20 protein-coding genes are annotated in these 23,435 nt (G+C 71.1%); 15 read left to right on the plus strand and 5 right to left on the minus strand.

Annotated elements, in window-relative coordinates; translation table 11 throughout:
- The first annotated feature begins 25 nt into the window (after positions 1–25).
- The 10 genes from AB0C96_RS32985 (at position 26) to AB0C96_RS33030 (ending at position 12,766) form a co-directional block, all read left to right on the plus strand.
- Positions 26–403, plus strand: a complete 378-nt coding sequence (locus AB0C96_RS32985; protein ID WP_362922628.1) for a MarR family transcriptional regulator — start codon at positions 26–28, stop codon at positions 401–403.
- Positions 404–501: 98 nt separating this feature from the next.
- Complete coding sequence (locus tag AB0C96_RS32990; RefSeq protein ID WP_362922564.1) at positions 502–1,914, plus strand: MFS transporter; 1,413 nt, start codon at positions 502–504, stop codon at positions 1,912–1,914.
- A 98-nt stretch (positions 1,915–2,012) separates the two neighbouring features.
- On the plus strand, positions 2,013–3,026 hold the full coding sequence (locus tag AB0C96_RS32995; RefSeq protein ID WP_362922566.1) for a methionine synthase: 1,014 nt from the start codon (positions 2,013–2,015) through the stop codon (positions 3,024–3,026).
- A gap of 31 nt (positions 3,027–3,057) precedes the next feature.
- The gene (gene ligA / locus AB0C96_RS33000; protein WP_362922567.1) at positions 3,058–5,274 is read left to right on the plus strand and encodes an NAD-dependent DNA ligase LigA; all 2,217 of its coding nucleotides are present in this window, start codon (positions 3,058–3,060) and stop codon (positions 5,272–5,274) included.
- A 156-nt stretch (positions 5,275–5,430) separates the two neighbouring features.
- Complete coding sequence (locus AB0C96_RS33005) at positions 5,431–7,536, plus strand: bifunctional diguanylate cyclase/phosphodiesterase (RefSeq protein WP_362922569.1); 2,106 nt, start codon at positions 5,431–5,433, stop codon at positions 7,534–7,536.
- A 520-nt stretch (positions 7,537–8,056) separates the two neighbouring features.
- On the plus strand, positions 8,057–8,353 hold the full coding sequence (gene gatC / locus AB0C96_RS33010; RefSeq protein WP_362922571.1) for an Asp-tRNA(Asn)/Glu-tRNA(Gln) amidotransferase subunit GatC: 297 nt from the start codon (positions 8,057–8,059) through the stop codon (positions 8,351–8,353).
- Positions 8,350–9,852: an Asp-tRNA(Asn)/Glu-tRNA(Gln) amidotransferase subunit GatA gene (gatA, locus tag AB0C96_RS33015; RefSeq protein WP_362922573.1), complete on the plus strand. Its 1,503-nt coding sequence runs from the start codon at positions 8,350–8,352 to the stop codon at positions 9,850–9,852. The genes gatC and gatA overlap by 4 nt, the downstream gene beginning before the upstream one ends.
- Positions 9,849–10,091, plus strand: coding sequence for a hypothetical protein (locus AB0C96_RS33020; RefSeq protein ID WP_362922575.1), 243 nt, complete (start codon positions 9,849–9,851; stop codon positions 10,089–10,091). Before gatA ends, AB0C96_RS33020 begins: the two co-directional genes overlap by 4 nt.
- Positions 10,092–10,122: 31 nt before the next feature.
- A complete protein-coding gene (gene gatB / locus AB0C96_RS33025; RefSeq protein ID WP_362922576.1) occupies positions 10,123–11,631 on the plus strand; it encodes an Asp-tRNA(Asn)/Glu-tRNA(Gln) amidotransferase subunit GatB in 1,509 nt (502 codons plus the stop codon).
- A 232-nt stretch (positions 11,632–11,863) separates the two neighbouring features.
- Positions 11,864–12,766 (plus strand): LLM class F420-dependent oxidoreductase, encoded by a 903-nt coding sequence (locus AB0C96_RS33030; RefSeq protein ID WP_362922578.1) that lies wholly within the window; start codon positions 11,864–11,866, stop codon positions 12,764–12,766.
- Between the two features lie 24 nt (positions 12,767–12,790).
- On the opposite strand, the gene AB0C96_RS33035 is transcribed toward AB0C96_RS33030, so the two are convergent.
- The 4 genes from AB0C96_RS33035 to AB0C96_RS33050 all read right to left on the minus strand — a co-directional run bounded on the left by AB0C96_RS33035 (position 12,791) and on the right by AB0C96_RS33050 (position 15,905).
- Positions 12,791–13,639, minus strand: a complete 849-nt coding sequence (locus AB0C96_RS33035) for a hypothetical protein (protein WP_362922580.1) — start codon at positions 13,637–13,639, stop codon at positions 12,791–12,793.
- A gap of 214 nt (positions 13,640–13,853) precedes the next feature.
- On the minus strand, positions 13,854–14,858 hold the full coding sequence (locus AB0C96_RS33040) for an aldo/keto reductase (RefSeq protein ID WP_362922582.1): 1,005 nt from the start codon (positions 14,856–14,858) through the stop codon (positions 13,854–13,856).
- Between the two features lie 16 nt (positions 14,859–14,874).
- Positions 14,875–15,087, minus strand: coding sequence for a DUF397 domain-containing protein (locus AB0C96_RS33045; protein WP_362922584.1), 213 nt, complete (start codon positions 15,085–15,087; stop codon positions 14,875–14,877).
- A complete protein-coding gene (locus tag AB0C96_RS33050; RefSeq protein WP_362922585.1) occupies positions 15,084–15,905 on the minus strand; it encodes a helix-turn-helix transcriptional regulator in 822 nt (273 codons plus the stop codon). The genes AB0C96_RS33045 and AB0C96_RS33050 overlap by 4 nt, the downstream gene beginning before the upstream one ends.
- A gap of 112 nt (positions 15,906–16,017) precedes the next feature.
- On the opposite strand from AB0C96_RS33050, the gene AB0C96_RS33055 reads away from it, so the two are divergent.
- Entirely contained in the window at positions 16,018–16,452 is a 435-nt protein-coding gene (locus AB0C96_RS33055) for an ATP-binding protein (protein WP_362922587.1), read from the plus strand.
- Here the strand turns inward: AB0C96_RS33055 and AB0C96_RS33060 are convergent.
- Positions 16,437–18,212, minus strand: coding sequence for a glycosyl hydrolase family 18 protein (locus tag AB0C96_RS33060; RefSeq protein WP_362922588.1), 1,776 nt, complete (start codon positions 18,210–18,212; stop codon positions 16,437–16,439). The genes AB0C96_RS33055 and AB0C96_RS33060 overlap by 16 nt on opposite strands.
- A 563-nt stretch (positions 18,213–18,775) precedes the next feature.
- Here AB0C96_RS33060 and AB0C96_RS33065 point away from each other — a divergent pair.
- The 4 genes from AB0C96_RS33065 to AB0C96_RS33080 all read left to right on the plus strand — a co-directional run bounded on the left by AB0C96_RS33065 (position 18,776) and on the right by AB0C96_RS33080 (position 23,414).
- Entirely contained in the window at positions 18,776–19,477 is a 702-nt protein-coding gene (locus AB0C96_RS33065) for a hypothetical protein (RefSeq protein WP_362922589.1), read from the plus strand.
- 293 nt (positions 19,478–19,770) lie between these two features.
- Complete coding sequence (locus AB0C96_RS33070) at positions 19,771–22,095, plus strand: MMPL family transporter (protein WP_362922591.1); 2,325 nt, start codon at positions 19,771–19,773, stop codon at positions 22,093–22,095.
- A 140-nt stretch (positions 22,096–22,235) separates the two neighbouring features.
- Positions 22,236–22,961 carry a hypothetical protein gene (locus tag AB0C96_RS33075; protein WP_362922593.1) on the plus strand — a complete coding sequence of 242 codons (726 nt, stop codon included), beginning with the start codon at positions 22,236–22,238 and terminating at the stop codon, positions 22,959–22,961.
- Between the two features lie 249 nt (positions 22,962–23,210).
- Positions 23,211–23,414 carry a hypothetical protein gene (locus AB0C96_RS33080; protein ID WP_362922594.1) on the plus strand — a complete coding sequence of 68 codons (204 nt, stop codon included), beginning with the start codon at positions 23,211–23,213 and terminating at the stop codon, positions 23,412–23,414.
- The last annotated feature ends 21 nt before the right edge of the window (positions 23,415–23,435 follow it).

A 23,435-nucleotide genomic window follows, 5' to 3' on the forward strand; every position in this document is an offset into this window, starting at 1 on the left:
CGGGTTCCGGGAGATCCGGGGGCTGGTGACGGAGTTGAGCCGCCGGCTGGACGCTCACCAGCGCAGCCGGATCGCCGAGCTGGACCTGACGCCCACGCAGGCCAAGGCGCTGGAGGAGCTCGGCGAGCCGAGGACCGCGCGGGAGCTGGCCGCGGTGCTGTGCTGCGAGCCGCCGAACGTCACCTATGTCATCTCCAAGCTGGAGAAACAGGGCATGGTCGTACGGCAGCCGCATCCGCTGGACGGGCGTGCCAAGCAGCTCGTCCTGACCGAGGCGGGGCGGGAGTTGCGGCTCGATCTGCTGCGCCGGATGGGGACCGCGTCGCCGCTGGACCACCTCTCGCACGAGGAGCGCGCGGCGCTGCGCGACGACCTGTTGAAGGCGTTGGGGCGGGGCGCCTGAGCCCTGTGCGGCGGATGTCTCCGCGGTTCCGTATGCCTTGAGTAAAGTTATAGCTGTAACCATTGCCTTGAGAGATGGGTACAGCTTTAACTAAATCCATGATCACTCAGACGGCGGCGCCGCGCCCGGCGGCGAGCGGGGAGCAGGCCCCGGCGAACCAGCGCAAGCAGGCCCGCGGCGGGCTCCAACTCCTCGTCCTGGCGCTCGGGTTCGTGATGGCGAGTCTGGACACCGGCATCATGAACGTCGCCGCGAACGACCTCCGGGCCCGGCTCGGCCTGAGCATGTCCGGCCTCACCTGGGTCGTCGACGGCTATGTCCTCGCCTTCGCCTCGCTGTTGCTGCTCGCCGGCTCGCTGGCGAAGCGGTACGGCGCCCGCCGGATCTACCTCGTCGGGCTCGCCGCGTTCACCGTCGCGTCCCTGCTGGGCGCCGTCGCGCCGAACGGCACGGCCCTCGTGGCGGCCCGGTTCGCCCAGGGCGTGGGCGCCGCGCTCTTCATGCCCAGCTCGCTGTCGCTGCTGATGCACGCCTTCCCCGAGCCGGCGCGCCGGGCCAAGGTCCTCGGCGTCTGGTCGGCGATCGTCTCCACGTCCGTCGGGCTCGCGCCCACCCTCGGCGGCCTCCTGGTCGGCACCCTCGGCTGGCGCTCCATCTTCCTCGTCAACCTCCCCATCGGCATCGTGGGGCTGCTGCTCACCCGGCGGGTGGTCGCGGCGGTCCCGGCCCGCGGCTCGGCGCTCGGCGGCAGCGGCCATGTGCTGGGCCTGCTCGCCCTGGGGTCGCTGAGCTACGCGCTCATCGAAGGGCCCGGCAAGGGGTGGTCCGCGCCGCTCGTCCTGGGGGCGTTCGCGCTCGCGGCGCTCGCGGCGGCCGGATTCGTCGTGCGCGAGCGCGCCTCCCGTACGCCGGTGCTTCCCGTCGTGCTCTTCTCGGACAGCCGCTTCTCCGCGGCCAACGTGGTCGGCTTCCTCTTCAACTTCGCCTTCTACGGGGCGCTGTTCGTCCTCGGGCTCTTCCTCCAGACCGCGCGCGGGGCGGGCCCGGTGACGGCCGGGTTGCAGATGCTGCCGGCCGTCCTGGTCATCCCGCTCGGCAACATGCTCTACGCCCGGATCGGACCGCGCATCGGCAACCGGGCCGCGCTCGCGGGCTCGCTGGCCGTCTCCGCCGCCGGCTACGTCCTGCTGTTCCTGCTGCTCGCGCCGGGCCTGCCGTACGGGGTGATCGCGGTGACCCTCGCCGTCACCAACATCGGCAGCGGCGTCGCCTCCCCGGCGATGACCGGCGTCCTGATGGAGGCCGCGGGCCGGGAGCACGCCGACATCGGCAGCGCGACCCTCAATGCCAACCGCCAGATCGGCTCCCTGGTCGGCATCGCCGGGATGGGCGCGGTGCTGACCGGCGCGGGCGGCGGCTACCAGGGCGCGAGCCACGCCTTCGCGCTCACGGCGGCGGCGCTGGCGGCCGCGGCGGTGGTCGGCCGGCTGGGAGTGCGCGCCCGGAGCTGAGCCGGGGACGGGCCGGAGCTGAGCCGGGACGGGCCGGGGGCGCGGGGTCGGGGTGACGCCGGGGGCGCACCCGGCCCGGTGCCGCATACCCTTCCTGGGTGAGCGAGAACAGCACGCAGAAGTGGGCCGCGGGCGCGGCGACCGGGATCGGGTCGATGCCGGGCGGTGACGCGCGGGAGGCGGCCAAGACCGTCACCGGGTCGCTGGAGGACTTCCCGTACCTGCCCGAGCTCCCGGCCCGGGGACCCGGCGCCGACATGGTCGGGCGGACCCTCGGGCTGCTCGTCGAGGTCTACGGGCATGTGGAGCCCAGTGGTTGGCGGATCAGCGACCGCCCGGGCCGCGACACCCGGCGCGCCCACTCCTGGCTCGGCGAGGACCTCGACGCGCTGGAGGAGTTCACCCAGGGGTACGCGGGGCCGCTGAAGGTCTCCGCGGTCGGTCCGTGGACGCTGGCCGCCGCGCTGGAGCTGCGCAACGGCGAGGCGGCCCTCGGCGACCCCGGGGCGTGCCGGGACCTCGCGGCGTCCCTCGCCGAGGGGTTGCGCGACCACCTCGCCGAGGTGCGGCGGCGGGTGCCGGGCGCACGGGTCGTGCTGCAACTCGACGAGCCGTCGCTGACCGCGGTGCTCCAGGGGCGGGTGAAGACCGCCAGCGGCTACCGGACCCACCGGGCGGTGGACCGGGCGGTCGTCGAGGACGCCCTGCGCGACCTCGTCGGGGTGGCGGACGGCGGGCCGGTGATCGTCCACTCGTGCGCGCCCGGGGTGCCGTTCGGACTGCTGCGGCGGGCCGGCGTCACGGGCATCTCGTTCGATTTCGCCCTGCTCACCGAGCGTGAGGAGGAGGCGGTCGGGGAGGCCGTCGAGGGCGGTACCACGCTGTTCGCGGGCGTGGTGCCGGGCGTGGACGGTCGATTGTCAGACCCTGCCGGTAGCGTCATGGGTGTCAGGACGCTGTGGCGCAGGTTGGGGCTGGCGCCGGGGACTCTGAGCGAGTCCGTGGTCGTCACCCCGTCGTGCGGACTGGCGGGCGCTTCGCCCGCATATGCCCGCTCGGCCCTCGCGCACTGCGTCCGGGCGGCGAGATCACTCGCAGACAACCCTGAGTGACCGCACTCAAGGACCACGGGAGGACAAGACGGTGGCTGGCGAACAGCACGCAGCGGAGTCCAAGGTGCCCGCAGCGGCGCGGGAGAAGCATGCGCAGCTCGCTGAGCAGATCGAGGAGCACCGCTTCCGGTATTACGTGAAGGACGCCCCGATCGTCAGCGACGCCGAGTTCGACCGGCTGCTGCGCTCCCTGGAAGCCATGGAGGACGAGCACCCGGAGCTGCGCACCCCGGACTCCCCGACCCAGAAGGTCGCCGGGGCGTACGCCACGGAGTTCACCGAGGTCGAGCACCGCGAGCGGATGCTCTCGCTCGACAACGCCTTCGACGACGAGGAGTTGGCGGCCTGGGCCGAGCGCCTCGCCGGTGAGCTCGGTGGCGACCCCAAGAGCGCCGGCTACCACTTCCTGTGCGAGCTGAAGGTCGACGGCCTCGCCGTCAACCTCACCTACGAGCACGGCCGGCTGACCCGCGCCGCCACCCGCGGCGACGGCCGCACGGGCGAGGACATCACCCCCAACGTCCGCACCATCGCCGAGATCCCGCACCGCCTCAAGGGCGACCGGATCCCGGACCTGGTCGAGGTGCGCGGGGAGGTCTACTTCCCGATGGAGAAGTTCCTGGAGCTCAACGAGCGCCTGGTGGCCGACGGCAAGCCCCCGTTCGCCAACCCCCGTAACGCCGCGGCCGGTTCGCTGCGCCAGAAGGACCCCAAGGTCACCGCCAGCCGACCGCTGCACATGGTCGTCCACGGCCTGGGCGCCCGCGACGGCCTGGAGATCGACCGCCTGTCGCAGGCGTACGACCTCCTCAAGGAGTGGGGCCTGCCGACGGCCACCCACAACAGGGCCGTCGACTCCCTTCAGGAGGTGCGCGCGTTCATCGCGCACTACGGCGACCCCGACACCCGCAGTACGGCCGTCGAGCACGAGATCGACGGAGTGGTCGTCAAGTTGGACGAGATCCGTCTCCAGGGACGGCTGGGCTCGACCTCCCGGGCACCGCGCTGGGCGATCGCCTGGAAGTACCCGCCGGAGGAGGTCAACACCAAGCTGGTCGACGTCCGCGTCGGCGTCGGGCGCACGGGCCGGGTCACGCCGTACGCCGTGGTCGAGCCGGTGACGGTGGCCGGCTCCGAGGTGGAGTTCGCGACGCTGCACAACCAGGACGTGGTCAAGGCCAAGGGCGTGCTGATCGGGGACACCGTCGTGATCCGCAAGGCCGGCGACGTCATTCCGGAGATCCTCGGGCCGGTCGTCGATCTACGGGACGGCACCGAGCGGGAGTTCGTGATGCCGGCCGAGTGCCCCGAGTGCGGGACGGCGCTACAGCCCGCCAAGGAAGGCGACATCGACCTGCGCTGCCCCAACGCCCGTGGCTGCCCCGCCCAGATCCGTGAGCGGCTGTTCTACCTGGCCGGCCGAAAGTGCCTGGACATCGAGAACTTCGGCTACGTCGCGGCCACCGCGCTCAGCCAGCCGCTGGAGCCCGCGGAACCGCCGCTGAAGGACGAGGGAGACCTCTTCGGGCTCTCGGTCGAGCAGTTGCTGCCCATCAAGTCCCACGTCCTCGACCCCGACTCCGGTCTGCCCAAGCGCGATCCGAAGACCGGCAAGGAGAAGATCGTCACCTTCTTCGCCAACCAGAAGGGCGAGCCGAAGAAGAACACCCTGGCCATGTTGGAGAACATCCAGGCCGCCAAGGAGCGCCCGCTGGCCCGGATCCTGACCGGTCTGTCGATCCGGCACGTGGGCCCGGTGGCGGCCGAGGCGCTCGCGCGGGAGTTCCGCTCCATCGACCGGATCCGGGACGCGGACGAGGCGGAGCTGGCCGCGGTGGACGGCGTCGGGCCCACCATCGCCGCCTCGTTGAAGCAGTGGTTCGCCGTGGACTGGCACCAGGAGATCATCGAGAAGTGGCGGGCCGCCGGTGTCCGCATGGAGGAGGAGCAATCGGGTGAAGAGGGCCCGCGTCCCCTGGAAGGCGTCACCGTCGTCGTAACGGGCACACTTCAGTCACACACCAGAGATGGCGCGAAAGAGGCCCTCCAGAAGCTTGGAGCGAAGGTGACCGGTTCCGTTTCGAAGAAGACCGGTTTCGTAGTGGTGGGCGACAACCCCGGCTCGAAGTACGACAAGGCCATGCAGTTGAAGGTCCCCGTCCTGGATGATGACGGCTTCGCGGTGCTGCTGGAAGAGGGTCCTGACGCGGCACGAGCGGTGGCCGTCACTCCGCCTGAGGAGGAGTGAGGTGTCACCCCATCGGCGCATACCAGATTGATCCCGGACGCCGGGTCGCATTCGGGCAACCGTGGCCGATCGCTGCCCGCGGCGGCCTTCCGCGGCCTACTGTTGAGGGGTGCGCCTGCCGTGGCGCGGGCACAGCCGGCTGTGAGAGGGATCGGAATGAAACCGACCGACAGCGCCGCTCCGGCGTGGCGGCTCCGGCGGCTCGTCGTGCCCGCGCTGCCCGCGACCATCGTCACCGTGGCGAGCCTCGCGCTCGCCACGGGCGTGATCCGGACCCTCGGCGACGGTGACGCGCTCTTCCCCGGAGGGTCCGTGGGATGGTCCCTGGCGATCCTCACCGGCGTCATCGTCGGCCACTTGGTCGCCCTCGGCCGGGACCGCTGGTGGGGCGGCACGGGCTCCGGCGCCGCGCTCGCCCTCGCCGTCCTGCTGCTCTACGGCTGGCTGCCGGCCACCCTCGTCAGCCTCTCCGTCGTCGTGCTGGTCGGTGCCGCCCGCCGGCACCGCTGGCGACAGGCCGTGGTGCACGGTGCCGTGGACGTCCTCGGCATCGGCGCCGCGGCGCTCGGCCTGGCCGCGTTCGGCGTGGTCTCCAGCGTCCGGCACCCCTGGACCCCTCGGGCCTGGGACCTGACCGTCCTGCCCGAGGTCGTCGTCACCGCCGCCGGCTACCTGCTCGTCAGCCGCGCCCTGTTGTGGATCAGCCTCGCCCCGCGCAGCGGCGGACTGCCCGCCATCCCCCGGACGGCCGTCGTGCGCCAGGCGCTCGTCGGCATCGCACTGCTCGGCATCTCGCCGCTGATCGCGGTCTGTGCCGTGCACGCCCCGCTGCTGCTCCCGCTGTTCGCGGTCCCGCTCATCGCGCTGGACTCCACCCTCTGGATAGCCCGCGCCCGCGCCGAGGAGCAGCTGCGCGACCCGCTCACCGGACTGCCCAACCGCCAGTGGCTGTTGGAGCGCACCTGGACCGCGCTGGACGAGGCCGAGCGGGTCGGCGTCCGCGCCGCCCTGGTCCTCATCGACATGGACCGCTTCCGCTCAGTCAACGACACACTCGGCCACCTCGCCGGTGACCGGCTGCTGCTTCAGATCGCCGACCGGCTGCGGCACGCCCTGCCGCGCGGCGCCGAGGCGGCCCGCCTCGGCGGCGACGAGTTCGCCGTCCTGCTGCCCGCCACCGACTCCCTCACCAGCTCCCAGCGGGTCGCCCGGAACCTCGTCGCGGCCCTCAGCTCCCCGCTCGACCTCGACGGGCTGACCCTGGTGCTCGAAGCCAGCGCCGGCGTGGCCGTCTTCCCCGACCACGCCCTGGACGCCGAAGGCCTGCTGCGCCGCGCCGATGTGGCGATGTACCAGGCCAAGCGGGACCGCAGCGGCGTGGAGCTGTACGAGGCCAAGCGCGACGGCAACACCCCTGACCGACTGGGCCTGTTGGGCGATCTGCGGCGCGCCCTGGACGCCGGTGACGTCGAACTGCACTACCAGCCCAAGGTGGGATTCGACGGGCATGTCGCCGGCCTGGAGGCGTTGGTCCGCTGGGTCCACCCGGACCGCGGCCGGGTGCCACCGGACGAGTTCATCGCCATCGCCGAGTCCTCCGGGCTGATGCCCCGGCTGACGGAGTACGTGCTGGAGACCGCGCTGGCCCAGGTGGCCCGCTGGCGCGCGATGGGCCTGGAGGTGCCGGTCGCGGTGAACGTCTCGCCGCGCGATGTGCACTCCCCGGGCTTCGCCGGCGCCGTCGCCGCCCGGCTCGCCCGACATCGTGTCCCACCGGGCGCCCTCCAACTGGAGATAACCGAGCACGTGCTCCTGGAGGACCCGCAGCGGGCCGCCGACACCCTCGCCGGGCTCACCGCCCACGGCGTGAAGATGTCCCTCGACGACTTCGGTACGGGCTACTCCTCGCTGGTGCACCTGCGGCGCCTCCCGGTCAGCGAGCTGAAGATCGACCGCTCCTTCGTGGCCCGCCTCGCGGTGGACACGGAGGACGCCGAGATCGTCCGCTGCACCCTCGACCTGGCGCACTCCCTGGGCCTCCTGGTCGTCGCCGAGGGCGTCGAGGACGACGAGACCTGGGAGCGGTTGCGCGACCTCGGCTGCGACGCCGTACAGGGCTGGCTGGTGGCGGCCGCGATGCCACCGGACGAGACCACGGCCTGGCTGAGGGCCCGCGGTGAGCACGGCTGGCGCCGCGAGTCGGAGACGGCCGCCCTGGCGGCGGAGAAGGCAGAGCGCCCTTCGGGACAGGTCCTGAACTGACCCGGCCACCGGCCGTCCCGTGTCCCCGTTCCGAGAACGCCCCGCACGACGAGAACGCCCCGCACGACGAGACCGACGAGAACGGTGCACACGCCGCGCACGACGAGGCCGACGAGCCCTGCGGCCGCGATCAGCACGACCGGAGCACCAGCAGCGACACCAGCGACACCAGCGACAACGACGGACAGAACGACCAGCACGACGACAACACCGACCAGAGGGATCAGAACGGCGCGAACGCTGGAAACCGCGCGAACGCACGAAACATCGCGAACGCTGGAAACGACGCGAACACTGGAATCAACGACGAACGCGGTGAAAACGTTGCGCCCGCCGGGCCTGCCGACCCCGGCGCCGACGGCCCCGGCCCCCCGACCTCAGAGGGGGCCTGACGGGGCGCGTCCGCCCCGTGTGCGGCGTCCCGGCGAAAGGGTTTCGCGGCCGCTCCGCCGTACGCCATAGGATTGGGGCCGAAAACGTTCACAGAAACACTCCGCCAAGAACACCAGAGGATCTCTGCATGCCTGGCATCACGCGCGAGGAGGTCGCCCACCTCGCCCGGCTGGCACGTCTGGAGCTGAAGGACGAAGAGCTCGACCACTTCGCCGGACAGCTCGACGACATCATCGGCGCGGTCGCCCGCGTCTCCGAGGTCGCCGACCAAGACGTCCCGCCGACCTCTCATCCGCTGCCCCTGACCAACGTCATGCGGCCGGACGAGGTCCGTCCGTCGCTCGCTCCCGAGCAGGTGCTCTCCGGCGCCCCGGCCCAGGAGCAGCAGCGTTTCAAGGTGCCGCAGATCCTGGGGGAGGAGTGACCGACATGGCAGACCTGATCAAGCTCACCGCCGCCGAGATCGCGGCGAAGATCGCTGCCGGCGAGCTCACCGCCGTCGAGGTGACCGAGGCCCACCTGGCCCGGATCGAGGCCGTCGACGAGAAGGTGCACGCCTTCCTGCACGTCGACCGCGAGGGGGCGCTCGCCCAGGCCCGCGCCGTGGACGAGAAGCGGGCCCGCGGCGAGAAGCTCGGCCCGCTGGCCGGCGTCCCGCTCGCGCTCAAGGACATCTTCACCACCGAGGGCGTCCCCACCACCGTCGGCTCCAAGATCCTCGAAGGCTGGATCCCGCCGTACGACGCGACGCTCACCAAGAAGCTCAAGGCCGCCGACGTCGTCATCCTCGGCAAGACCAACATGGACGAGTTCGCCATGGGGTCCTCCACCGAGAACAGCGCCTACGGCCCGACCGGCAACCCCTGGGACCTGACCAAGATCCCCGGCGGCTCCGGCGGCGGCTCCTCCGCCGCCCTGGCCTCCTTCCAGGCGCCGCTGGCCATCGGAACGGACACCGGCGGCTCCATCCGCCAGCCCGCCTCCGTCACCGGCACCGTCGGCGTGAAGCCCACCTACGGCGGCGTCTCCCGCTTCGGCATGGTCGCCTTCTCGTCCTCGCTGGACCAGGGCGGGCCCTGCGCCCGCACGGTCCTGGACACCGCGCTGCTCCACGAGGTCATCGCGGGCCACGACCCGCTGGACTCCACCTCCATCGACGCCCCCGTCCCGCCGGTCGTCGAGGCGGCCCGCAACGGCAGCGTCGAGGGCATGCGGGTCGGCGTCGTCAAGCAGTTCCGCGGCGACGGCTACCAGGCCGGTGTGCTTCAGCGCTTCGACGAGTCGGTCGCGCTGCTCAAGGAGCTGGGCGCGGAGATCGTCGAGCTGGACTGCCCGTCGTTCGACCTGGCGCTCGCCGCGTACTACCTGATCGCGCCGTCCGAGTGCTCCTCCAACCTGGCCCGCTTCGACGCCATGCGCTACGGCCTGCGGGTCGGCGACGACGGCACGAAGTCCGCCGAGGAGGTCACCGCCCTGACCCGCGAGGCCGGCTTCGGCCCCGAGGTCAAGCGCCGCATCATGCTCGGCACGTACGCCCTGTCGTCCGGCTACTACGACGCGTACTACGGCTCCGCCCAGAAGGTGCGGACGCTGATCACCCGCGACTTCGAGAAGGCCTTCGAGCAGGTCGACGTCATCGTCTCGCCGACCACGCCGACCACCGCCTTCCCGATCGGCGAGCGCGTGGACGACCCGATGGCGATGTACCTCGCCGATGTGTGCACGCTCCCCGTGAACCTGGCGGGCAACGCCGCCATGTCGCTGCCCTGCGGCCTGGCCCCCGAGGACGGCCTGCCGGTCGGTCTCCAGATCGTCGCACCCGCCATGAAGGACGACCGGCTCTACAAGGTCGGTGCCGCGGTCGAGGCCGCGTTCACCGAGCGCTGGGGCCACCCGCTGCTTGAGGAGGCACCTGCACTGTGAGTGGAAAGCTTGCCAAGGCCAAGGGCTTCAAGAAGTCCAAGCCCGGTACGTACCTGTCCATCGGCACCACGCTGTTCGGCGCGGTGAGCGTCGTGAAGCAGGCGAAGAAGGCCAAGACGGAGCAGGACACGCTCCAGCTGATCGACGCCGTCGTCTCCGCCGCCGCCATCGTCACCGGCGTCGCCCTGCTCATCCGCGAACTGCGCCGTCTCAACGACGACGACGTCCTCGCGGACTGATCGGCGCCGGACCTGAGAGGTTAGTTTCACCGTGACTGTCACCGACCTGGTGTCGTACGAGGACGCGCTGGCCGCCTTCGACCCCGTCATGGGGCTTGAGGTACACGTCGAACTCGGCACCAAGACCAAGATGTTCTGCGGGTGCTCCACCACCCTGGGTGCCGAGCCCAACTCGCAGACCTGTCCCACCTGTCTGGGCCTGCCCGGCTCGCTGCCGGTCGTCAACGCGACCGGCGTGGAGTCCGCCGTCAAGATCGGCCTGGCCCTGAACTGCACCATCGCCGACTGGTGCCGGTTCGCCCGGAAGAACTACTTCTATCCGGACATGCCGAAGAACTTCCAGACCTCCCAGTACGACGAGCCGATCGCCTTCAACGGCTACCTCGACGTACAGCTGGAGGACGGCGAGATCTTCCGCGTGGAGATCGAGCGCGCGCACATGGAGGAGGACACCGGCAAGTCGACGCACGTCGGCGGTGCCACCGGCCGCATCCACGGCGCCCGGCACTCCCTCCTGGACTACAACCGCGCCGGTATCCCGCTCATCGAGATCGTCACCAAGCCCATCGTGGGCGCGGGCGAGCGGGCCCCCGAGGTCGCCAAGGCGTACGTCGCCGAGCTGCGCGAACTCATCAAGGCGCTGGGCGTCTCCGAGGCCCGCATGGAGATGGGCCAGATGCGCTGCGACGTGAACCTCTCGCTGATGCCCAAGGGCGGCGAGAAGTTCGGCACCCGCTCGGAGACCAAGAACGTCAACTCCCTGCGCTCGGTCGAGCGTGCCTGCCGCTTCGAGATCCAGCGCCACGCGGCGGTGCTCTCCTCCGGCGGCTCGATCGTCCAGGAGACCCGTCACTTCCACGAGGAGGACGGCTCCACGACGTCCGGCCGGATCAAGGAAGAGGCCGAGGACTACCGCTACTTCCCCGAGCCGGACCTGGTCCCGGTGGCCCCCGCCCGTGAGTGGGTCGAGGGGCTGCGCGCGGGCCTGCCCGAGCTGCCGCGGGTGCGCCGCAACCGCCTCCGCGAGGAGTGGGGCATCAGCGAGCACGACATGCAGTCGATCCTCAACGCCGGTGCGGTCGACCTGATCGTCGCCACCGTCGAGGCCGGTGCGGACGCCGCCGCGGCCCGGAAGTGGTGGATGGGCGAACTGGCCCGCCGTGCCAACGAGGACGGCGTCGAGCTGGCGGCCCTGCCGATCACCCCCGAGCAGGTCGCCCGGGTCGCTGAGCTGGTCGCCAAGGGAGACCTGAACGACAAGCTGGCCCGTCAGGTCATCGAGGGTGTCCTCGCGGGCGAGGGCACCCCGGACGAGGTCGTCGACAAGCGCGGCCTGAAGGTCGTCTCCGACGAGGGCGCCCTGGGCACCGCCGTCGACGAGGCGATCGCCGCCAACGCCGCCATCGCCGACAAGATCCGCGCCGGCAAGGTGGCCGCGGCCGGCGCCCTGGTCGGCGCGGTCATGAAGGCCACCCGCGGCCAGGCGGACGCGGCCCGGGTGCGCGAACTGATTCTTGAGCGGCTCGCCCCGAAAGAATGATCGAGCACAGCCTGGAGAAGCCGGGCGTCGAGGGCTGACGCACCGCTGATCCGGTACCGCCGAGCGGCCGTCCTTCTCCGGAAGGGCGGCCGCTTCGGTTGTGTTGGCTGTGTTCGCCGTGTCGGCGGGAATGCCCGGCGCATCCTGGACGCTGTGCACGGTACGGGATCTTGGAACGGCCGGGATTCCGGAAGGCACGGACAGCAACCCCGGGCAGTGGAGGAACGGAACGATGCAGCAGCGCGCTCTTGCTTCGAAGATCGGCCGGATCGGCGTCTGGCACGGCGGGCTCGGCCTCGTCCCGGCCGCAACCGCCCGCAAGGCTGCTGCCGAGATCGAGCAACTCGGTTACGGCGCCCTGTGGTTCGGCGAGAATCCCACGACCGAGTCGGTCAGCCTGGCCGCCGTTCTGCTGGCCGCCACCGAGCGGATCACCGTCGCCACCGGCATCGCCAACATCTGGGTGCGCGACGCCTCCGCCGCCAACGCCGCCGCACAGACCCTCGCCGAGGCGTACGACGGGCGCTTCGTGCTCGGCCTGGGCGCCAGCCACGCCCCGGTCATCGGCCAGCGCGGACACACCTACGCCAAGCCGTTGGCCGCGATGCGCGCATACCTCGACGGGATGGACTCCATCCCGTACGACGGTCCGGTGGTCGACCCCGCCCCGGCCCGGGTGCTGGCGGCCCTCGGTCCGAAGATGCTGGAGCTGGCCCGGGACCGGACGGCCGGCGCCCACCCGTACTTCGTCACGCCCGAGCACACCGCCCGCGCCCGCGAGGTGCTCGGCACGGACCCGCTGCTCGCCCCCGAGCAGGCCGTCCTGCTGGAGACCGACCCGGCGAAGGCCCGCGCCCTGATCCGCGAGCACCACACCGCCTTCTACCTCCAACTGCCCAACTACACCGGCAACCTGCGCCGCCTCGGCTTCGACGACGCGGACTTCGCCGACGGCGGCAGCGACCGACTGGTCGACGCGATCGTGGCGTGGGGCGACGAGGACGCCGTGCTGCGCCGCGTGCGGGAGCACCTCGATGCGGGCGCCGACCACGTCGCCGTCCAGCCCGTCGCCGCCAGCCGAGGCCTGGGCCTGGACCAACTCCGGGAACTGGCCCCGGTGTTGATCGAGAGCTGAGTTCGGGAGGGCGGTCGGCACCCGTCAGACGGCGTTGTGTGCGCCGGTCTGTTCGGGCGGGGTGTCCTTGTGGCTGATCGCCAGGTAGCCCACGAGCAGCACGATCGGCACCGTGAGCGCGAGCGTGACCGGCCCCGTCCCCCAGCCGAGGCCACCGCGAGCGGTGGAGACGCCCATCCAGTCGGCGAACGAGGCGCCGAGCGGGCGGGTCAGCACATACGCGCCCCAGAAGGCGGCGACGGCGTTCAGCCCGAGGAACCGCCCGGACAGCGCGGGCACCGCGATGAGCGCGGCGAACAGGATGCCGGAGGGGAGGTATCCCAGATGGAGGGTGCCCGCGGTGAGGTCGCCCACCGCGGTGCCGAGCGCGAAGGTGGCGAGCACCGTCGCCCAGTAGAACGTTTCACGGCGGCGGGTGCGGACGCTGTGGATCGAGAGCGTCCCCTCGGTCCGGTACCAGGCCGTCAGGATGGCTGCCAGCGCGACGGTGAAGGCGACCGCCGAGACCGTGTAGGGGATGCCGGCAATGACGTGTACGACGTCGGCGGCCATCGTGCCGAACACGCTGACCATGACGATCGCGGACCAGTACGTCCACGGCCGGTAGCGGGTGGCCCGGAACTGGAGGACCAGGAGCAGCACGAACCCGGCCAGTCCGAGGCAGCCCGCCGGTATCGGCCCGAGTGTCCGGCCGAGGTAGTCCGAGGCCGTCTCGCCCATGCCGGTGGTGAGCACCTTCACTCCCCAGAACAGGGCCGTGACCTGCGGTACCTTGCTCCAGCCGGGACCGTGTCCGGCATGGTGCAGGGGCTCGTGCCCCCGTCCTTCCCCCGTGGTGGGCAGGGTCGTTGCCCCGCCGGTCGACTGCGCCATCGTCCCGTCCGCCCTCCCGGCGCGGTGCGTCGCGCCTCGGCAACCAACTGCATTTCGGGCGCTGTTCAGCGGACCACGCGTGGTCGGTGGTCGCTGCCCAGCGATCTGTCGTCTACAGGACTGTAGACGATAGCGGGTGCACGTCAGGCACGGTGGTGGTGGGTGGGCTGCCATGTACTGCCGTGGTGGGTGGGTGGGCTGCCACGTACCCGGCTCAACGGCCCAGGCGCTCCAGCGCGGCCAGCGGATAGCGCTCCCCGGCCACCGCACCGTCGGGCACGGCCGCCCGCAGCCGGGCGGCCTGCTCGGGGGACAGCGCGATACCGGCTCCCGCCGCGTTCTGTTCCAGATAGGCCCGGCGCTTGGTGCCGGGGATCGGCACGATGTCCTCGCCCTGGGCCAGCAGCCAGGCGAGAACGGCCTGCGCCGGGGTGCAGCCGAGCGAGCCGGCCACGTCCCGGAGGGCGCGGACGAGCCGCAGATTCCGCTCGATGTTCTCCTCGGCGAACCGCGGCCACCGACGCCGTGCGTCCTCCTCGGTGAGGTCCTCGCGGGACGCCAGCGCGCCGGTCAGCATCCCCCGCCCCAGCGGTGAGTACGCCACGATGCCGATGCCCAGCTCCCGGCAGGTCGCCAGCATCTCGCCCTCCACCACCTCGCGGGTGAAGAGCGAGTACTCCAGCTGTACCGCGCCGATGGGGTGGACGGCATGCGCCCGCCGCAGCGTTTGCGTGCTCACCTCGCTGAGGCCGAGGTGCCGTACGGTGCCCGCCGCGACCAGTTCGGCCATCGCCCCGACCGTCTCCTCGATGGGGACGTCCGGATCGCGACGGTGCAGGTAGTACAGGTCGATGTGGTCGGTCGCGAGGCGCCGCAGCGAGGCATGACACGCCGCGCGCACCCAGGCGGCCGACCCGTCGACCGCGTCGACCCGCCCGGTCGCGTCGTCGTGCCGCAGCCCGAACTTGGTCGCCACCACCAGCTCGTCCCGCTGCGCCGCCGTACGACGGCGCAGCCAGCGCCCGAGGAACTGCTCGTTGGCGCCCCGCCCGTAGGCGTCCGCGGTGTCGAGCAGCGTCACGCCCAACTCGACCGCGCGGTCCAGCGTCCGCACGGACTCGGCGTCGTCCGGCACGCCGTACGAGGTCGACATCCCCATGCAGCCGAGGCCGAGCGCGGAGACGTCCGGCCCGTGGCTACCGAGTCGTCGGTACTGCATCGTGGCCCGTGACCGCTCAGGCGGTGGCGAGGGTGAGGAACGCGGCCCAGGCGCCGGCGCTGAGGGTGAGCGTCGGCCCGTGGGGGTCCTTGGAGTCGCGGACGTGGACGGTGGGGCGGGGGGAGGAGCAGGTGGCGACTTCGACGCAGGCGCCGCCCTGGTCGCTGCTGTAGCTGGACTTGAACCAGGGGAGATCGTCCGAGCTGTGTGGGGCGGCTGCGCTGGTCATGACCCTCCTAGCAGATCGTCCAGCAGGCTCATGGTCTCCTCGGGCGTGAGAGCCTGCGAGCGCAGCATCCCATACTTCTGCTGGAGCACACTCACCTGATCTGGGTCATCATGGAGGAAGCTGGTCAGCTGGCCTTCTACGTAGGCCAGATCATCATGCTCGGGGGTCTCCAGCAGGATCATCGGCCCCGCCAGCCCAGCGTGGTTCCCTCTATTCGTAGGCACGATCTGTAGCCCGAGAAAAGGGAGTTCGGCGCATTGGCGCAAGTGCCTGATCTGATTGCGCAGTACTTCGGCTCCGCCAATGGGCCGGTGCAGGATTGACTCCTCCAGGATGAAGCTCATCATCGGAGGCGGCTTGCGGGTGAGAGCCTTTTGCCGGTCTAGTCGCGCCTTGACCCACTGCTCCAACTCGTCTCCATCGACCGGGGGATAGAGGCAGCCGAAGACGGCGCGGACGTAGGCTTCGGTTTGCAAGAGACCAGGCACCACCTGGGTCTCGTACCAGAGCAGCGTCAGCGCCTCCTCTTCGTACTCAAGGTAGTTCTGAACGAAAGCTGGCAGCTTCTCCCGCTCCGGGACGTTCTTCACCGCGACCGCCAACGCCCCCTTGGTGTCCAGGAGTTCATCCAACGTCTCGGCCAGGTCGATCTTCAGTGGTCTACGGCCCTGCTCGATCGAGCCGATGGTGTCCTCGTGCAGGCCCACTGCCTCGGCCAGCGCTGGCTGCGTTAAGCGGGCCGCCCGCCGGAAGTGGCTCAGCTGGGCTCCGATCACGTGCCAGGACGTGATCCTCTTCGGTTTGTTCGCCGGGTGCATGCGGCTTGCCTTCCCCCCGTCGTGACTGTCTGATGCGGCGGGAAGTCGTACATCGAATCTGTACGACTTCACGCTGTGGTCCAGCGTAATCACAGGGTGTGACAGTGGCGCCATGCACAAGGAGATCCAGGCTCTCTGTACCCGCTCGGCCTTCTACCTTCGGGAGCGCCGTTCCGTGCCGCTGGCCAGGGAGTTCGCCCGTACCGTCATCGCCGACTGGGACCTGAGACAACGCGCGGACGACATCGTGCTCTGCGTGAGCGAACTGGCCACCAACGCCCTGCTGCACGGCGTCCCGCCGGGGCGCGGTTACCGGCTGTGGCTGACGCTGGGGGCCGCGGACGGGCCGCTGCGCGTCGAGGTGCACGACAGCGGGGACGGGGAGCCGCGCGTATCGGGGGCAGTCGTGGGCGAGGAGGCCGAGTCGGGCCGAGGGTTGCTGCTCGTGCAGGCGCTCGCCGACGCATGGGGCGTCGGCGAGCGCCTGCCGGGGAAGATCGTGTGGTGCGAATTCCGCGTTCGTGGCCGGGGCTACGGCAGTCCGTGAACGTGCGGGCCGACCGCCGACGACCAGGCGTTGCCGTTCGCCGCGTCCCAGTTGGTGGACCAGGTCATGGCTCCGCGCACGCCCGGATAGGTCTTCGCCGGCTTGAAGGAGCCGCAGCTCGTGCCCTTGGTGAGGCAGTCCAGGGCGGCGTTCACGACGCTCGGAGCGACGTAGCCGCTGCCCGCGCCGCGGGTGGACGCGGGCAGCCCCAGGCCCACCTGCGAGGGATCCAGGCCGCCTTCGAGCTGGATGCAGGCGAGTGCCGTGAGGAAGTCGACGCTGCCCTGGGAGTAGACCTTGCCGTCACAGCCGAGCATCGAACCGCTGTTGTAGTACTGCATGTTGACGACGGTGAGGATGTCCTTGACGTTCAACGCGGTCTGGAAGTAGCCGCCCGACGTGGACTGCATGTCGATGGTCTGCGGCGCCATGGTGAGCACGAGCCTGCCGCCCGCCTTCTGGGAGAGCGAGCGCAGCGCCTGCGTCATATAGGTGGGGTTGAGGCCGTTCTCCAGGTCGATGTCGACGCCGTCGAACCCGTACTGCTGCATGAGCGCGTAGACGCTGTTGGCGAAGTTGGACGCCGAGGCTGCGTCGTTGACGGACACCGCGCCCTTCTCGCCGCCGACGGAGATGACGACCGACTTGCCGGCCGCCTGCTTGGCCTTGATGTCGGCCTTGAACTGGTCGACGGTGTAGCCGCCGAGGCCCGCCGAGTCGAGGTTGAACGTGACGGCGCCGGGCGTGGTGGTGGCATCGGCGAAGGCGACCGCGATGATGTCGTACTGGCCGGGGACGTCGCTGATCTTCTGGACCGTGGCGCCGTTGTTGAAGTTCTGCCAGTAGCCGGTGACCGCGTGCCGGGGGACGGTGGGGTCGGTGCCGCCACCCGAGGGCGCGGTGGTCGCCGTGACCTCCGCAGAGCGGGCCGACTCGCCGGCGGCGTTGGTGGCGGAGACCTGGAAGCGGTAGGTGGTGGCGGGGGCGAGGCCGGTAGCCGTCGCCGAAGTGCCGTTCGCCGTACGGTCCTTGGTGCCGTCACGGTAAACCGTGTAGCCGGTCGCGCCGGGAACCGGGTTCCAGGAGAGGGCGACGGAGGACGACGTCACGGTGCCGGCGGTCAGGCCGCCGGGCGTCGCCGGGACCTCGGGGCCGGGGTCGGTCCCGCCTCCGACGTCGGGTCCCAGGACGCTGAAGTCGTCGGCGTAGTAGGTGGGTTGTCCGTACCAGCCGTGGGTGTAGACGGTGACGGAGGTGGTGCTGGGGCCGGTGGTGAAGGTGGTCGTGAGTTCCTGCCACCCCGTGGCGGACGGGGTCCAGGTGGAGACGTCCGTGGTGCCGGTGCCGGAGGCGCCCAGGTAGACGTAGGAACCCTGGACGTACGCGCTGAGCCGGTACGTCGCGTTGGGCTTGACGGCGACGGCCTGCGCGCAGGTGGCGTTGTCCGAGGCGGTGGGCGTGGCCTTGAGGGCGGCGGTGCCGCTGCGCACGGGGGAGGTCACGGTGCTGCCGCTGCCCGCCGAACAGGTCCAGTTGCTGAGGCCGGCTTCGTAGCCGGCGTTCTTGGCGACGTTGACATCGGCGGTGGCGGACGTGGTGGCGGACGTGGTGGGGGAGGGGGCCGCGGGTACGCGTGCGGGGGCTGCGGACGCGGTCGCGGTGGTCGTCGCGGTGGCCGTTGCGACGGTGGCGAAGGCGGCCAGGAGCGTGGTGAGCAGGCGTCTGTGGCGAGAAGGTCTGGTACGCGCGGTGCGAGACATGGCGGTCTCCAGTGCCGAAGGGGAGAGCCCGGGGAGGCGCGGGGGAGGTGTGGGGGAAGTGCGGGGAAGGTGCGCGAGACGGTGGCCACCGGTGACGGGGCCGGGCCGATCGCGGTCCCAGTCCCTGGCGCACAGAATGGTTCAGACCAATAGGTCGGTCAAGAGGTCTGACAGCGCCCGTCGTTGTGGGCCCGACGAGGGTGGCCCTGGGCTACCGTGTTCGCGACCCGGGCCGAGCGGTTCGGTGGTGCTGTCGATGCCGTCGCCGAACAACGGTCCAGACGTATGCATTCGGCAAGTGGGCCCGGCTCATTGCCGATCGGGTCGGGTGCGCCCCTCACGGTTGCGGGGCCATGAGTGGAAGAGACCGAGGTCCGTAAATGACAACGCCGCAGTTCCCCAACAACGGATGGGGCGGCTCGCCGTCGGGTGTTCCGCAGCAGGGTCAGCCTGGCGGGTACCCGCCGCAGGCGCCCGTCGGGCAGGCGCCGGGTGGGCAGGTGCCGCCGGGGTCCTATGGGCAGCAGAGTCCGTACGGTCCGCCCCCGCCCGGGGCCTATGGGGTGCCGCAGCAGACTCCGTACGGCTATGGCGGGCCGGGGATGGTGCCGCCACCTCCGCAGCCGCCCAAGAGCAACGCGGGGAAGGTATGGGGAATTCTCGGGGCGATTGCCGGAGTGTTGGTCATCGGCGGCGTTGTTGCGCCCATGGCGCTCCGCGGTGGGGACGATGGGGGTTCCGGTAAGTCCTCCAGCGGGCCGAAGTACAAGATCACTGTGCCCCAGTCGCTGGTTGACGGGAAGTACTCACTGGCCAAGGACATATCCCAGCAGGCGGACGCCCAAGTGCCGCATGACGGGGTGAATGCGCACGGTGTGCATGCGGCGGCCGGTCAGTACACCGGGGGTACCAAATCGTTGGTGATGATGGGTTTGAACGGCACCATCGACGATCCCGAAGAGGGCGTCACCCGCATGATCCACGGGATGACGAACTCTCCGGATGTCGAAGTCGCCGTTCCCGAGAAGAAGTTCACGCCGGGCAGTGGTGGGGATCCGCTGACCTGCGGAGTGGACGTGAAGACGACAGCAGGGCAGAAGGTGACGCTGTCGTTCTGTGTGTGGGGGACCTCCAGTACGACGGTCAGTGTCGCGGAAACCGATGCTGCCGACCTGGGGAAGGACCCGCAGTCGGTTGATCTTCAGGCGGTTGCTGATGAGACGGGCAAGATCCGGGCCGAGGTGCAGGTGCCGCTGAAGGGCTGACGTGCGGGCGGGCCGGGCGGATGGCCGTGGCAGATGGCCGGGGCGGGGCGCCCCCGGCGCGGCGCCGCACAGACGACGGAGCCGGAGTCCCGGGCCAGGATCTCCCTTCCCGCTTCTTTGTGGGGAAGCCCACAAACAGGGCAAAGGATCTTTTCCGGGTGTCACTCTGCTCTGCTAGGGCCCGTCGTCGTGCCGAACCGGCGCGCGGGGGCCCGCCCGTCCCCGTACATACGCGCTCGGCACCACCCGTACCCGGGAGATATCGACGCACAACCCCGGGAAGCATCGACGTCGTGACCGCTCTGGCTCGGTGGTGTCTCAGGCGCCGCATCGTGGTGATCGTTCTTTGGCTCGCGGCCTTTGCGGGCGTTGCCGTTGCGGCGGGGGTGACCGGATCCGCGTACTCGAACGACTACGAGGTGCCGGGGACCGAGTCCGGGCAGGCGAGTGTCCTGATGGCGAACGCGTTTCCGGGGCAGTCCGGGGACAGCGACACCATCGTGTGGCACACGGAGCACGGGACGGTGCGGTCCGGCGCGGTCGAGAAGACGATGCGGCGGACGCTGGAGGAGGTCGCTCAGCTACCGGGCGTTGCCGAGGTACGGGGGCCCTACGGCAAGCAGGCCGATATCGGGCACGGCCGTGGTGAGCACGGCCGTGGTGAGCACGGCCGTGGTGGGCATGGTGGCGGCAGCGGGCACGGCGGGCAGCAGATCAGTGCGGACGGGCGGACCGCGTATGCCTCGCTGATGTTCGACCGGCCCGCCGATGAGCTGGAGGCGGCGCAGGTACGTGAGGTCGTGGACACCGCGCGGGCCGCGAGCGGGGACGGGCTCCAGGTCGAGCTGGGCGGGGCCGGGATCGCGTTGACCGAGGCGCCGCGGGCGCAGTTGCCGGAGGTCATCGGGCTGGGTGCGGCGGCCGTGGTGCTGTTCCTCGCCTTCGGGTCGCTCGCCGCGACCTTCCTGCCGATCGTCACCGCGGTGGCCGCGGTCGGCACCGCCTCGGCCGGCATCAGCCTGCTCAGCCACGCCATGACGGTCGCCGACTTCGCGCCGATGCTCGGCAGCCTGATAGGCCTCGGGGTCGGCATCGACTATGCGCTGTTCATCGTGACCCGGCACCGCAAGGGCCTCAGGGCGGGCCTTTCCGTCGAGGAGGCCGCCGAGCGGGCCGTTGCGGTGTCGGGGCGGGCGGTCGTCTTCGCCGGCGCGACGGTGTGCATCGCGTTGCTGGGGATGCTGATCCTGCGGCTGGGGTTCCTCAACGGCGTCGCGCTGGCCGCCTCGCTCACCGTCGTCCTCACGGTGGCCGCGTCCGTGACGCTGCTGCCGGCGCTGCTCGGGCTGATCGGGACGCGGGTGCTCGGCCGGCGGGAGCGGCGTCGGCTCGCCGAGGAGGGGCCGCGGCACGAGCGGCGCGCCGGTATCGCCGTCCGTTGGGCCGGCTTCGTCGAGCGACACCCCAAGCTGCTGGGAGCGACCGCGGCGGCCGTCATGCTGACCCTCGCCCTGCCCACGTTCGGTCTGCACCTGGGCACCTCCGACCAGGGGAACAATCCGGCCACGTCCACGACCCGCAAGGCGTACGACCTGCTGGCGCGAGGAGGGCCGGGGGACGGCCCCGGCAGGGGCTTCGGGCCAGGGTTCAACGGGCCGCTGACCCTCGTCGGTGCCCTCGACGGCCCCGAGGACCGGATCGCCTTCGAGAAGCTGCCGCACCAGCTGCGCACCACCCCCGGCGTCGCCCAGGTCAGCGGCCCGCAGTTCGACGGCAGCCGGAGCACCGGGCTGATCACCGTCGTACCGGACAGCTCACCGCAGTCCCGGCAGACCTCCGACCTGGTACAGCGGCTGCGTACGGACGTGCTTCCGGAGGCCGCCGACGGGACCACGATGCGGGTGCAGGTCGGCGGCGTCACGGCGAGCTATGACGACTTCGCGTCGGTCATCGTGGGCAAGCTGCCGCTCTTCATCGGCGTGGTGGTGGCGCTTGGCTCGCTCCTGTTGCTGCTCGCGTTCCGGAGCATCGGCATACCCCTCAAGGCCGCGTTGATGAACGTCGCGGCCGTCGCCTCGTCCTTCGGGATCGTGGTCGCGATCTTCCAGTGGGGGTGGGGGAGCGAGGCGCTGGGGCTGGGCAGCGCCGGGCCGATCGAACCGTTCCTGCCGGTGATCATGGTGTCGGTGTTGTTCGGGCTGTCCATGGACTACCAGGTGTTCCTGGTGTCGCGGATGTACGAGGAGTGGCAGCTGACCGGCGACAACCGCCGGTCGGTACGGGTCGGCCTCGCCGAGACCAGCCGGGTGATCAACTCGGCGGCGGTCATCATGATCGCGGTGTTCGCCGCGTTCATCCTCAGCGGCGACCGGACCATCGCGATGTTCGGCATCGGCCTGGCATCCGCGGTCGCGCTGGACGCCTTCGTGCTGCGCACGCTGCTGGTCCCGGCGCTGATGCACATGCTGGGCGGCGCCAACTGGTGGCTGCCCTCCTGGCTCGACCGCAGGTTGCCGCGGATCAGCATCGAACCGCCGCCGGAGCGGGACGGGGCCACATCGGAGCAGGACGATGCCACGCCGGAGCCGGGCGGGGAGCGGCCGCTGGTGCGCGTCTGAGGCGGGTCTGGTGCGCGTCTGAGGCGAGTACCGGCGGTACGGGCGGGCGGGTCCGGCCCGGGACGTGCCCGTCGGTGGCCGGCGGACCGCACGCTGCGGCTCTCATCTCGCTCTCAGACGCGGCCCCTACGGTCGCGCACATGGGTACGAGTACGACTAGGACGACCACGACCGACCAGCGATCCGACCAGCGATCCGACCAGCGATCCGACAAGCGAACCGACGACGAGACCGTGCCGGCGCAGGCCGCCGCCACGGAGGGGAAGGCCGGCGAGAAGGCCGGTGAGAAGCCTGGCGAGAAGGCCGATGAGCAGGCCGTAGAGCAGGCCGCGGGGGCGGCTGCCGCCGGGCAGAACGAGGACACTGCCTCGGACGCCGCCGGCAGCGAGGCGTCCGACGGCGCCGAACACGGGGACCACGAGGGCGCGGACGACGGCGCGGACGAGGGTGCGGACCCCGACCCCTCCCGGCCCACCGCCACCCCCGTCGCCGCCGGAGCCGGCGCCGTGGTCGCCGCGGGACTGGGCCTCGCGTCCGTCACCGGCACCTGGTTCGGCCGGCTGATGGCCGAACGGCAGACGCTGGTGGGGCAGATCAAGCTCCAGTCCGGCCAGGCGACCGACCAGATCGCCGCCATGTACGGCACCCCCTGGCACACCACCGCCCTGGTCAACGGCGTCTTCGCGCTGCTGGCGGTGCTGGTCGCCGCGGTGGTGCTGAGCCGGCCGCGGGCCGCCTGGGTGCGGGCCGTCGCGTGGGGCGGGCTGGCGCTCGGGGTGCTGGGGATCCTGATCTCCGCAGGCATGTACTTCGATCTGTTCGCGAGCCTGCCCAGCATCCCTAAGGGGGCCGGTCCGGGCGCCTAAGGACCACGGCGGTGCGGGGGCCGGTTCCGAGGCCGGGTACGGCTGTCGGAACCGGCCCCCGACCGGTTTCTAAGTCGCGTACGGCCGACCGCACCGGCAGCCTAAGCACCGCCGTACGCAGAGATCGGGAACTCTCCCGATGTGGGCGACCCCCCTGGGCGACGAGGCTTGAGCCCGTCAACAAGCCACGGCAGACAGCCAACGCAGCAGGCCGTGGCACCAAGCCCACCTCACCGGGGGAGACCCACCATGTTCCACTCCGAGCTGGAGATGCACGTCCGTTACGAAGAGCTGCGCCGCGAGGCCGACCGGCAGCGCCTGGTGCGCGAGGCGACCGAGGTCCTGCGCGCCGAGGCCGGTGGCGCCGGCCGCCGCTCCGGGGAGAACGAACCCGAAGGGCAGGTGAGTTCGCGCCCGTCCCGGCGGTGGCGGGTACGCCGTGCCGCCGTCTGACCTGCGCCGCCGGCCGTCCCG

Origin of the sequence: Streptomyces sp. NPDC048506, from assembly GCF_040651315.1 — a bacterium.
Lineage (GTDB): Bacteria > Actinomycetota > Actinomycetes > Streptomycetales > Streptomycetaceae > Streptomyces.